An 11,396-nucleotide genomic window follows, 5' to 3' on the forward strand; every position below is an offset into this window, starting at 1 on the left:
GTGCCCGTACCGGCCGTGCCACCCGTACGGTCGTCCTCCGCGGGGTCCGCCAGGACGGAGTCCCAGTTGATGCCGTAGTACTCGTACAGGCGTTGCTCCTCGTCCACCGAGAGGTGGCCGCCCGCGTCGATGTCGACGCTGGGCGCGCCCTTGATCTTGTCCTTGCGGTAGGGAACCTCGAGGTGGTCCTTCACGAGAGCGGCGTCGCGCATGGGTACGAACGACTCGCTCGAACCGAACATGCCCGTCTTGACGGTCACCCACTCGGGGCGTCCACTCGCGTCGTCGAGGAAGACGTGCTTCGCGTCGCCGATCTTGTTGCCGTCCCCGTCGTACACGGGGTGATCCAGCAGGGTCGAGATCTCTTCGCGGGTGATCATCTTGCATCACCCTCCTTTCGGGGGTCGCTCCTCTCCGGTTCTCCTGACCAGCCGACCGAAAACTGCACAAATGTCACAAATCGCACTTAATTTTCGACAGTGCTCCCTCGCGGTGTCCGTGCTCCGCCCCGTGGTGCGCGACGGTCTCCGGCTGGGCCGCGCGGGCCAGGGCCCGGCGGTCGGGGTGGCACCCCGGCGGTACGGCGGGCCGCACCTCGACCTCGGCGATCACGCCACGGGCCGACACCACCCGCCACACCGAGGCCAGCAGGGTGTCGTCGCCGACGAAGGCGGGTGCGGTGGCCGGCAGGCCCCGCGGGTCCACGTAGCGGATACGGACCGGCTGTACCGGGACCCCGGCGTCCAGCGCGGCCTGGAAGACCGCGCGGCGGAATTGGCCCCCGGCCCGGCCGCACCAGGTGCTCCCCTCGGGGAACGCGGCGACCGCCGCGCCGTCGCGCAGGATCCCGGCGAGCGCGGCCACCGTGCCGGGCAGGGCACGCAGCCGGTCTCGGTCGATGAACAGCACGCCGCCGCGCGCGGCCAGCGCCCCCGCCACGGGCCAGCGCCGTATCTCGGACTTGGCCAGCATGCGGGCCGGGCGGACCGCGGCGAGCAGGGGTACGTCCAGCCAGGAGATGTGGTTGGCGACGAGCAGCAGCCCGCCGGTGGGCGCGGCGGTCCCGGCGATACGGACCCGGACCCCCGCGGCCCGCACCAGCCACCGGCACCACCCGCGCACCACGCTCGCCGGGATCCGCCTGCGCAACGGCACCAGGGCGAGCCCGGCGAGCAGAAGAACCACGACCGCCGTGAGCCGCAGCACGGCCGGCGGAACGGCGACGGCCCTCGCGCCGGGCTCCACACAACCGCGGGGGGTGCAGGGCGCGCCCGGCAGCCAGACGCTCACCGGGCGGGGGCGAGGGAGAGGAAGTGCCGCAGGTAACGGGGGTTGATCCGGTCCATCGGCAGCAGCACGTAGAAGTCGGCGACGCCGAAGTCCACGTCGTACGCGGGCTCGCCGCAGACCCAGGCGCCGAGGCGGAGATAGCCGCGCAGCAGCGCGGGCAGTCCGGCGGGGGCGGCCGCGGGCGCCGCCTCCGGGGTCCGCCAGGGCAGCAGCGGGCGTACCCGGTACTCCTCGGGCGCGAGGTGCGCGGCCCGTACCCGCTCCCAGGTGGCGGAGGCGAGCGCGCCCCCGTCGGCGAGCGGTACGGAACAGCAGCCGGCCAGCCAGGAGTGGCCCCGGCCGGTCATGTAGCGGGCGATGCCCGCCCAGATGAGACCGATGACCGCGCCGTCGCGGTGGTCCGGGTGCACGCAGGAGCGGCCGACCTCGACGAGTGACGGCCGCAGCGCGTCGAGCGCCGACAGGTCGAACTCGCCCTCCGCGTACAGCCGTCCGGCGATCGCGTGGCGCTCCGGCGGCAGCAGCCGGTACGTGCCGACGACCTGCCCGCTCACCTCCTCGCGCACGAGCAGGTGGTCGCAGTAGGCGTCGAAGGGGTCGACGTCCAGCCCGGGCCGGGGACCGGACAGCAGGGCGCCCATCTCCCCCGCGAAGACGTCGTGGCGCAGCCGCTGAGCGGCCCGTACGTCCTCCTCGTCGCGGGCGAGGGTGACGCTGTAGCGAGTGGGTGCGGTGGATCGCGAGGGGTGGTCTGCGGTCAGCACGCCGGTCATGGCTCTCTCCTGGTCACGCGCCGGAGCGGGAGTGGGGACACCCCTGTTCTTCCGACCCGGGTTGGCGTGTACGTGACCGGAGCCAGGAGTACGGATGTGGAGATGCTGAATGACCGGAGCGGAAGAGCGGGACGGGGCCGGAGGGAGCACCTCCCCCGGCCCCGCCCGTCCGCCCGTCGGCGAACGGCCTCACCGAAGCGGCGCTACCGCTTGCTCACCTTGCGAGTGGCCCGCAGCCACTCCTTGTTCATCCCCGTGATGGAGGTCAGCGGAATGCCCTTGGGGCACGCGGTGGCGCACTCACCGGCGAGCGTGCACCCCCCGAACCCCTCCTCGTCCATCTGCGCCACCATGTCCAGCACCCGCGTCTCCCGCTCGGGCGCTCCCTGCGGCAGCACGTTGAGGTGGTTCACCTTCGCGGAGGTGAACAGCATCGCCGCCCCGTTCGGGCAAGCCGCGACGCACGCGCCGCACCCGATGCACTCGGCGTGCTCGAAGGCGAGGTCCGCGTCCGGCTTCGGTACGGGCGTGGCGTGCGCCTCCGGAGCGGAGCCCGTCGGCGCCGTGACGTAGCCGCCCGCCTGGATGATGCGGTCGAAGGCCGACCGGTCGACCACCAGGTCCTTCACCACGGGGAAGGCGGAAGCCCGCCACGGCTCGACGTCGATGGTGTCGCCGTCCCGGAAGGACCGCATGTGCAGCTGGCAGGTGGTGGTGCGCTCGGGCCCGTGGGCGTCGCCGTTGATGACCAGCGAGCAGGCGCCGCAGATGCCCTCGCGGCAGTCGTGGTCGAAGGCGACCGGGTCCTCGCCCTTGAGGATGAGCTCCTCGTTGAGGGTGTCGAGCATCTCCAGGAAGGACATGTCGGGCGAGATGCCGTCCACCTCGTACGTGGACATGGCACCGTCGGCGCCGGCGTTCTTCTGCCGCCAGACGCGCAGGTTGAGCTTCATGCGTAGCTCCGCTGGGTGGGGTGGACGTACTCGAAGACCAGGTCTTCCCTGTGCAGGACGGGAGCCTCACCGGTGCCGGTGAAGGCCCAGGCGGCGGTGTAGGAGAACGCGTCGTCCCTGCGGGCCGCCTCGCCGTCCGGGGTCTGGGACTCCTCGCGGAAGTGGCCGCCGCAGGACTCGGAGCGGTGCAGCGCGTCGAGGCACATCAGCTCGGCGAGCTCCAGGTAGTCGACGACGCGGTTGGCCTTCTCCAGCGACTGGTTGAACTCCTCGCCGGTGCCGGGGACCTTGATGCGCCGCCAGAACTCCTCGCGGATCTGGGGGATCCGCTCGAGCGCCTTGCGCAGCCCGCTGTCGGTGCGGGCCATGCCGCAGAACTCCCACATCAGTTCGCCGAGCTCCCGGTGGAAGGAGTCGGGGGTGCGGTCGCCGTCGACGGACAGCAGCAGGCCGATCCGGTCCTCCGTCTCGGCCAGCACCTCCCGCACCACCGGGTGTGCGTCGGTCACCTCGTCCTGGTGCGGATGGCGGGCGAGGTAGTCGTTGACGGTGGCCGGGAGGACGAAGTAGCCGTCGGCCAGGCCCTGCATCAGTGCGGAGGCGCCGAGCCGGTTGGCGCCGTGGTCGGAGAAGTTGGCCTCGCCGATCGCGAACAGGCCCGGGACCGTGGTCTGGAGGTCGTAGTCGACCCACAGGCCGCCCATCGTGTAGTGCACGGCGGGATAGATGCGCATCGGTACCCGGTACGGGTCCTCGTCGGTGATCCGCTGGTACATGTCGAAGAGGTTCCCGTACCTGGCCTCGACGGCCCTGCGACCCATCCGCTCGATGGCGTCGGCGAAGTCCAGGTAGACGCCCTGGCCGCCGGGGCCCACTCCCCTGCCCTCGTCGCAGACGTTCTTGGCGGCGCGGGAGGCGATGTCGCGGGGCACGAGGTTGCCGAAGGAGGGGTAGACGCGCTCCAGGTAGTAGTCGCGCTCGTCCTCGGGGATCTCATGGGCCGGGCGGGTGTCGCCCTTGGCCTTCGGCACCCAGATCCGGCCGTCGTTGCGGAGCGACTCGCTCATCAGGGTGAGCTTGGACTGGTGGTCGCCGGTGCGCGGGATGCAGGTGGGGTGGATCTGGGTGAAGCAGGGGTTGGCGAAGTAGGCGCCGCGCCGGTGCGCCCGCCAGATCGCGGTGGCGTTGGAGTTCATGGCGTTCGTCGACAGGTAGAAGACGTTGCCGTAGCCGCCGCTGGCCAGGACGACGGCGTCCGCGAAGTACGTGTCGATCTTCCCGGTGATCAGGTCCCGGGCGACGATGCCGCGGGCCCGTCCGTCGACGACGATCAGGTCGAGCATCTCGGTGCGCGGGTGCATCTCGACGTTGCCCGCGGCGATCTGCCTGCTCAGCGCCTGGTAGGCGCCGAGGAGGAGCTGCTGGCCCGTCTGGCCTCGGGCGTAGAAGGTGCGCGAGACCTGGACGCCGCCGAAGGACCGGGTGTCGAGCAGTCCGCCGTACTCGCGGGCGAAGGGCACGCCCTGGGCGACGCACTGGTCGATGATCTCGACGGAGATCTGCGCGAGGCGGTGGACGTTGGACTCGCGGGAGCGGAAGTCGCCGCCCTTGACGGTGTCGTAGAACAGGCGGTGGACGGAGTCGCCGTCGTTGCGGTAGTTCTTCGCCGCGTTGATGCCGCCCTGCGCGGCGATGGAGTGGGCTCGGCGGGGTGAGTCCTGGTAGCAGAACTGGACGACGCGGTAGCCCTGTTCGGCGAGGGTGGCGCCGGCGGAGCCGCCGGCGAGACCGGTGCCGACGACGATGACGGTCTTGCCGCGCCGGTTGGCGGGGTTGACCAGCCCGGCCTCGAAGCGGCGCGTGTCCCAGCGCTCGTGGACCGGTCCCGCGGGGGCCTTGGTGTCGGCGACCGGTTCGCCGGTCGTGTACTCGGTGTACGAAGTCATGGTCAGCTCACCACTCCGGTCATGACGCCCACGGGAACGGCGAGGAAGCCGGCCGTGAGCAGCAGTGCGAGGGCATTGGCGGTGGTCCTCAGGGCGCGGTCGCGGGTGCGGCTGCCGACGCCGAGGGTCTGGGCGGCGCTCCAGAAGCCGTGCCGGATGTGCAGGCCGACGGCGAGCATCGCGATGATGTAGAGGGCGTTTCCGTACCAGGTGGAGAAGGTGTCCACGACGTTCTGGTAGGGCTTGCCGGTCTCGAAACCGCCGGAGTGCACGGTGCCGGTGGTGAGATCGAGGAGGTGCCAGACGATGAACAGGGCGAGGATGACGCCGCCCCAGCGCATGGTGCGCGTGGCATAGCTTGTCCGCGCCTGCCTGTGCACGTACTTGCTGGGGCGCGCCCTGATGTCACGGCGGCTGAGCTGGTAGGCCGAGACGGCGTGGGCGATCACGGCGACGACGAGGACCACGCGGATGATCCACAGCGTCCACTCGTAGTGCATGACCGGCTCGCCGACGGTGCGCAGCCAGTGGGCGTAGTGGTTGAACTCGCCCGGCCCGAAGAAGATCTTCAGGTTCCCGATCATGTGGGCGACCAGGTAGAGCAGCATGACGATGCCGCTGACCGCCATCACCGTCTTCTTGCCGACGGTCGAGTCCCACACGGTGCGTGTCATGGACGGCCGTCGGTCCGTCCGCGTTGCCAGAGCCATGTCGTCAGACGCTAGGGCCGGAGGGCCCCATCGGTCCAAGACATGGTCTGCCTGGTTTTGATAGGGGGAGCCTATGCTGGGCTCATGCAATTCCAGCAGCTCCAGTACTTCGTGGCGGTCGCCGGGACCCGGCACTTCACCCGGGCCGCGGAGCTGGTCCATGTCGCGCAGCCGTCCCTGTCGCAGCAGATCAAGGCGCTGGAGCGGGAACTGGGGGCGGATCTGTTCCGGCGGGCGCGCGGGAACATCACGCTGACCGACGCGGGTGAGGCGCTGCTGCCGCTGGCACGGCGGATCCTGGCCGACGCGGACACGGCGCGGCACGAGGTGCAGGAGGTGGCGCAGCTGCGCAGCGGTCGGGTGCGGATGGGGGCGACGCCGAGTCTGTGCACCGGTCTGCTGCCCGATGTGCTGCGCGCGTTCCACGACCGGTATCCGGGCGTCCGGCTGCTGATCGAGGAGGGCGGCTCGCACGATCTGGTGCGGGAGCTGGCGCGGGGCGCGCTGGATCTCGCCCTGGTGGTGCTGCCGCTGCCGACGCCGTCGCCGGCGCTGACCACGGTGGAGCTGCTGCGGGAGGACCTGGTGGTGGTGTCGTCGCCGGATGCCGCGCCGCCGGGGCGGGGGCGGGGCACGGTCCGGATCGCCGATCTGGAGGGTGAGCGGCTGGTGATGTTCCGGCACGGGTACGACCTGCGGGAGCTGACGGTGGCGGCGTGCCGGGCGGAAGGGTTCGAGCCGGAGTTCGCGGTGGAGGGCGGGGAGATGGACGCGGTGCTGGGGTTCGTACGGGCGGGGCTGGGGGTGTCGGTGGTGCCGCGGATGGTCGCCGCGCGGTCGGGGCACGGGCTGCGGGTCACTCCGCTGGGGCGGCCGGGCCTGTACCGGGCCATCGCGCTGGCCCACCGCAGTGACGTGGCTCCGCCCCGGGCGGCGCGGGAGTTGCAGCGGATGCTGCTGGAGCGCTGACGCGGGTGCGGGGAGGGGGTCTCGCCCCTGCCACCCCGTCCCTCCCCCACTCTCGGCTTCTCCCCCACTCTCGACTCCGCTCGAGCGGGGGGACCCTCATGAGCGGGAGGTGCTCCCATCGTCCCTGGGGGCTCCGCCCCCAGACCCCCGTTCTCGTTGTTCCCCGCGCCCCTGAGGGGTCGCGGGGAACAACGCGAGCGACCAGGACGCGCCCGCGGTCGCCGTACGACGCGAGTTGCCGGGCGGCTAGCCCGTCGCGTCCACGAGGGCCAGCTCGTGCAGACGGTCCGGCGGGCCCGGGCGGGCGTAGTACCAGCCCTGGGCGGTGTCGCAGCCGAGGATGCGGAGCTGTTCGGCCTGCGCGCCGGTCTCCACGCCCTCCACGGTCACCGCGAGGTCCAGGCTGTGGGCCAGGGAGACGATCCCTTCGACGATCTTCAGGTCGACGGGGTCGGCCGGGAACTGCTGCATGTTCTGGGTGAAGGAGCGGTCCAGCTTCAGGACGCTCACCGGCAGGCGGCGCAGGTTGGCGAGGTTGGAGTAGCCGGTGCCGAAGTCGTCGAGGGCGATGTCGACGCCCATCTCCGCCAGACGGCGCAGGGGTTTGAGCAGATCGTCGTCCGCGCCGATCAGCGCCGACTCGGTGACCTCCAGGCACAGGGCGTCGGGAGCCATCCCGGTGCGCTCCAGGATGTCCACGGTGTCCTGGACCAGCCCGGGGTGGGTGAGCTGGCAGGGCGAGAGGTTGACGTTGATGCGCAGCGGGCCGAGCGCCTCGCCCCCGTGACGGTCCCGCCACTCGCGGGCCTGGAGCACGGACTGCTCCAGCACCCAGCGGCCCAGCGGCACGATGAGTCCGGTGTGCTCGGCGAGCGGGATGAAGCGGTCCGGGGAGAGCACGCCGTGCTGCGGGTGCAGCCAGCGCACCAGCGCCTCGGCTCCCCGGACGCTGCCGTCGCCGAGGTGGACCAGGGGCTGGTACTCGATGAAGAACTCGCCCCGGTCCAGGGCCGTGGGGAGTGCCGTGGTGAGGCCGTGCCGGGTGATGGCTCGGGCGTCGGCCTCCTCGTCGGCGAGTTCGAAGCGGTTGCCGCCCGCCGACTTGGCCCGGTACATGGTGATGTCGGCGCTGCGCAGCACCTCGGCCGCGCTGCGTTCTCCCGCCGGTCCCTCGACGATGCCGATACTGCCGCGCACGGTCAGGTCCCGGCCGTCGACGCTGATCGGGGCGAGCAGCGCGTTCATGATGCGGGCGGCGAGCTCGTCCACCGTGCGCTGGGTGTCGCGGCCGGTGGTCAGCGCCACGAACTCGTCGCCGCCGAGCCGGGCGACCATCTCGCCGGGCGCGGTGGCGCAGGCCTGGAGCCGGTCGGCGACCTCGACGAGCAGCCGGTCGCCGGCCGCGTGCCCGAGGCTGTCGTTGACGGTCTTGAAACCGTCCAGGTCGAGGTAGCACAGCCCGAACCGCTGGCCCTCCCCCGCGCCGAGCGCCTTCTCCAGGCGTTCGAAGAAGAACGTCCGGTTGGGCAGACCGGTGAGCGCGTCGTGGGTGGCCTCGTAGCGCAGCCGGAGGTTGAGCAGCCGCCGCTCGGTGGTGTCCTCCATGAGGGCGAGCTGGTACTGCGGTTCGCCGTCGGGGTCGCGCAGCAGGGACACCGTCAGGTTGGTCCACAGGACCGTTCCGTCCGGGCGGTAGAAGGCCTTCTCCAGGTGGTAGTGCTCGCGTTCGCCGCTCACCAGCTCCTCGTAGAGCCGCCAGGTCTGCGGGGCGTCGTCGGGGTGGACCCATTCCTTGACCCTGCGGCCGCGCAGGCCCTGCTCGGAGAGGCCGAACATGCGCCGCAGCGCGCCGTTGACCTGGAGGATGTTGCCCTCGAGGTCGGCGATGCCGATGCCTATGGCGGCGCCCTCGAAGACCGCGCGGAAGCGGGCCTCGGTAGCGTGCAGCGCCTGCGCCACCACGCCCTGGGCCTCCAGCGCGGCCCGCGCGATGGCCTCCTGCTCCGCCAGCGTCCGCTCGCGCAGTGCCTGCGCGTACCCGGCGGCCATGGCGTGCTGGATCCTGGAGCTGCGCGCCCTCAGATCCTCCCGGTCGCCGTCCTCGCCGCAGTACAGGACGAGATAGGCGTCCACGCAGTCGAGGGTCCGGCTGAGCACCTCCGGGTCGGTGCAGTGCGCCTCCACCAGGGCGGAGCCGACCGTCCGGCCCGCCTCCGCGTCGAACGCCCTGGCCCGCAGTGCCTCGCTCAGCCGGCGGGCCATCGGCAGCAGCAGCGCCTCGAACTCCGGGCGGGTCGACGAGGTCGAGGTCACCGGGAAGACCGCCCGGCTCCAGATCGTCGCGAACCGGCGCAGTCTGTCCTCCGGCCCGTCCGGCTCCGCGCTCACGCCGTACGCCCCACGCCCGCGAAACCGGAGAAGGCGTAGGGATCCTCGTCCTCCGGTGCGGTGTCCGGCCGCCACTGCGGCATCGGCACCAGTCCGGGTTCCACCATGTCGTACCCCTCGAAGAACCGCGCGATCTCGTCGCGCGTGCGCATGATCAGCGGGTTGCGGATGCTCTGGTACACGTCAACCGCCTCCCCGGCCCGCTCCGGCGGCAGCGGGACTCCGTCGTACGAGGCATGGGTGAGCACGAGCATGCTGCCGGGGGCGAGTGCCTCGCGCAGTTCGGTCACCGCCGCGTACGGGTCGTCGGCGTCTTCCACGAAATGCAGTATGGCAACGAGAAGCAGCGCCACTGGCCGATTCAGGTCGATCAGCCGGCGTACTTCGGAACTGTTCAGGATCTCCCGCGGTTTGCGGAGATCCGCGGCGAGGATGTCCGCGCCGTCATTGCCCTCGAGTACCGCCCGGCTGTGCGCCACGGCCACCGGATCGTGGTCGACGTACATCACGCGCGCGTCCGGGTCGGCTCCCTGGGCCACTTTGGACGTTGCCGAAGGTCGGGATGCCGGAACCGATGTCCAGGAACTGGGTGATGCCCTCGGCCGCCGCGAAACGTACCGCCCGCCGCATGAACGCCCGGTTGGCCTGCATGATCTTGGGCAGCCCCGGCATGAACTCCATGGCCTTGCGGGCCGCTTGGCGGTCGACCTCGAAGTTGTGCGAACCGCCCAGGTAGTAGTCGTACATCCGGGAGACGCTGGGCACCGAGATGTCGATGCTCCGGGGAGCCCAGGCGGGACGCTCCATGTATCTCTCCAAGGCGTAGGCGATCCGGTGTTCGAGCAGAGGTTACTGATCGCCCGCCAATGGAGCGACCCCAAACGGAAATTGACCATCCGTTCCCGGTCACTGCCAGTGGCACGTGCCGATTCCGCCTGCCCCGTGTGTGACGAAAAGTGTCCGCGGCATTCCGGAGAGTTCCGACATGGCGGCAGGGAAGCACGCGGAGAACAGCGCCGTCGATTCATCGGGCCGAGGTGGATCACGCCAAAGCGGTCCGCCCCTCCGCGGGCTGCGGAGGGGCGGACACACGGCCGGCGGCATCCGGAGTGGACGACACCCGAGGGAGGTTGCTACTTCTCCGAAGCGCCGACCGGCTTTCCGTCGGGGCGTACGGCGTACCAGGTACCGCCGACTCCCTGACCGTTGGTGTCGCCGGCGGCCTTGTCACCGGCGAAGGTGTAGATGGGCCAGCAGTTGATCGTCTGCTGGGCGGCCCCGTCCGGGCGGGTGAAGACCATGTAGTTCTTCTTCTGGATGCCCTTGGTGTCCTCGAAGTCGACCGGCGCCACCACCGGCCACTTCTTCAGGCAGTCCCCGGTGCAGGCCGACACGGGCTTCGGCCACGCCTCGTCCTTCATGAAGCGGTAGACCGTCCGGCCGTTCTTGTCGACGACGATCTCGCCGAGCTCGGGGTCCTGCCGGGTGGACAGACCGGCCTGCACGGCCGCCTGCGCCTTCTTGCCCTCGGGGGTCAGCGCGAACCACTTGCCGCCCACGCCCTGGCCCTTGACATCACCGGCGTTGACGTCCTTGACGTAGCGGTAGGCGGGCCAGTCGCCGATGGTGAGCTGCTTGGTGCCGTCGGGCCGGGCGATCTCGCCGAGCAGCGCCTCGTCGATCCCCTCTCCGGCCGAGGCGTCGTCGGCGGGCACCGGCGGCCAGGTCTTGGCGCAGTCGCCCTCGCAGTTGGTCGCGGGCGGCTCGGCGGTGTCCTGGTCGAAGCGGTACAGGGTCAGACCGAGGTTGTCGGTCACCACCTTGCCCAGTGCGGCGTTGGTGGAGACGTTCAGCTCGCCCGCGGTGTCGGAAGGACCCGCGGCGGCCTGTCCGCCGCCGGTCTTGTCGCCGCCGCTCCCGGCGTTGCCGTAGTCCCCGGCCGCGGCCGTGGCGCCCACGTTCTGACTGACGGGGGGCGGCGCGGCTTCCTGACCGCACGCGGTGGTCAGGGCCAGCACCGCCGCGGCGCTTGCCACCAGTGAGGCGGTCCGCCAGGAGGTATTCATCGTCAACTCCACATCATCGCCAGGGTCCTGCAGCGCCCTGCTGTGCCGCCGCTCGACGATGGGTACGCACGGAGGCACGCCTTGTGTTCAACGGTGGCGCGGTTTTCTTCTCCTTAACTCCTTCGGGGTAATCACCGGGCTCCCGCGCGTGGCCGGGCGGTTCACGACTCATGATCTTCGTCGTGCACCCACTCGTACCGAACCGATCCGGCGTCGTGGCCCGGGCGTTGGCCGCGACGACGCTGCTCTGGGCGCTTGCCGGCGCGCCCGGGGCTGCGGTGGCCGACGCCTGCGCGTACGC

The 11,396-nt window shown here is 71.1% G+C and carries 9 protein-coding genes and 1 pseudogene; 1 reads left to right on the top strand and 9 read right to left on the bottom strand.

Features of this window, described 5'->3' with window-relative positions:
• From B9S61_RS29290 to B9S61_RS29315, 6 genes are all read right to left on the bottom strand, one after another.
• Positions 1–380, bottom strand: a 380-nt coding sequence (locus B9S61_RS29290; RefSeq protein WP_146064980.1) for a PRC-barrel domain-containing protein, incomplete at its 3' end; no start/stop codon positions are given.
• A 73-nt stretch (positions 381–453) separates the two neighbouring features.
• On the bottom strand, positions 454–1,290 hold the full coding sequence (locus B9S61_RS29295; RefSeq protein ID WP_103544939.1) for a 1-acyl-sn-glycerol-3-phosphate acyltransferase: 837 nt from the start codon (positions 1,288–1,290) through the stop codon (positions 454–456).
• Entirely contained in the window at positions 1,287–2,063 is a 777-nt protein-coding gene (locus B9S61_RS29300; RefSeq protein ID WP_103544940.1) for a GNAT family N-acetyltransferase, read from the bottom strand. Before B9S61_RS29300 ends, B9S61_RS29295 begins: the two co-directional genes overlap by 4 nt.
• 203 nt (positions 2,064–2,266) lie before the next feature.
• The gene (locus B9S61_RS29305; protein WP_103544941.1) at positions 2,267–3,016 is read right to left on the bottom strand and encodes a succinate dehydrogenase/fumarate reductase iron-sulfur subunit; all 750 of its coding nucleotides are present in this window, start codon (positions 3,014–3,016) and stop codon (positions 2,267–2,269) included.
• Entirely contained in the window at positions 3,013–4,962 is a 1,950-nt protein-coding gene (locus tag B9S61_RS29310) for a fumarate reductase/succinate dehydrogenase flavoprotein subunit (RefSeq protein WP_103544942.1), read from the bottom strand. The genes B9S61_RS29305 and B9S61_RS29310 overlap by 4 nt, the downstream gene beginning before the upstream one ends.
• Positions 4,963–4,964: 2 nt before the next feature.
• Positions 4,965–5,636 (bottom strand): succinate dehydrogenase, encoded by a 672-nt coding sequence (locus tag B9S61_RS29315; RefSeq protein WP_103544943.1) that lies wholly within the window; start codon positions 5,634–5,636, stop codon positions 4,965–4,967.
• Between the two features lie 120 nt (positions 5,637–5,756).
• Between B9S61_RS29315 and B9S61_RS29320 the strand changes: the two genes are divergently transcribed.
• Positions 5,757–6,641 (top strand): LysR family transcriptional regulator, encoded by an 885-nt coding sequence (locus tag B9S61_RS29320; protein ID WP_103544944.1) that lies wholly within the window; start codon positions 5,757–5,759, stop codon positions 6,639–6,641.
• A 246-nt stretch (positions 6,642–6,887) separates the two neighbouring features.
• On the opposite strand, the gene B9S61_RS29325 is transcribed toward B9S61_RS29320, so the two are convergent.
• The 3 genes and pseudogenes from B9S61_RS29325 to B9S61_RS29335 all read right to left on the bottom strand — a co-directional run bounded on the left by B9S61_RS29325 (position 6,888) and on the right by B9S61_RS29335 (position 11,095).
• Entirely contained in the window at positions 6,888–9,029 is a 2,142-nt protein-coding gene (locus B9S61_RS29325; RefSeq protein ID WP_103544945.1) for a bifunctional diguanylate cyclase/phosphodiesterase, read from the bottom strand.
• Positions 9,026–9,836 (bottom strand): annotated as a pseudogene (locus tag B9S61_RS29330) (SAM-dependent methyltransferase). The gene B9S61_RS29325 and the pseudogene B9S61_RS29330 overlap by 4 nt, the downstream one beginning before the upstream one ends.
• 326 nt (positions 9,837–10,162) lie before the next feature.
• Positions 10,163–11,095: an SCO0930 family lipoprotein gene (locus tag B9S61_RS29335; RefSeq protein ID WP_103544946.1), complete on the bottom strand. Its 933-nt coding sequence runs from the start codon at positions 11,093–11,095 to the stop codon at positions 10,163–10,165.
• Between the last annotated feature and the right edge of the window lie 301 nt (positions 11,096–11,396).

This window comes from Streptomyces sp. SM1 (genome assembly GCF_002910825.1).
GTDB lineage: Bacteria > Actinomycetota > Actinomycetes > Streptomycetales > Streptomycetaceae > Streptomyces > Streptomyces okerensis.

Excerpts from the sequence above, each read along its gene's own strand:
- B9S61_RS29300 (WP_103544940.1), bottom strand. The coding sequence starts at position 2,063 with ATGACCGGCGTGCTGACCGCAGACCACCCCTCGCGATCCACCGCACCC.
- B9S61_RS29305 (WP_103544941.1), bottom strand. The coding sequence starts at position 3,016 with ATGAAGCTCAACCTGCGCGTCTGGCGGCAGAAGAACGCCGGCGCCGAC.
- B9S61_RS29310 (WP_103544942.1), bottom strand. The coding sequence starts at position 4,962 with ATGACTTCGTACACCGAGTACACGACCGGCGAACCGGTCGCCGACACC.
- B9S61_RS29315 (WP_103544943.1), bottom strand. The coding sequence starts at position 5,636 with ATGACACGCACCGTGTGGGACTCGACCGTCGGCAAGAAGACGGTGATG.
- B9S61_RS29320 (WP_103544944.1), top strand. The coding sequence starts at position 5,757 with ATGCAATTCCAGCAGCTCCAGTACTTCGTGGCGGTCGCCGGGACCCGG.
- B9S61_RS29335 (WP_103544946.1), bottom strand. The coding sequence starts at position 11,095 with ATGAATACCTCCTGGCGGACCGCCTCACTGGTGGCAAGCGCCGCGGCG.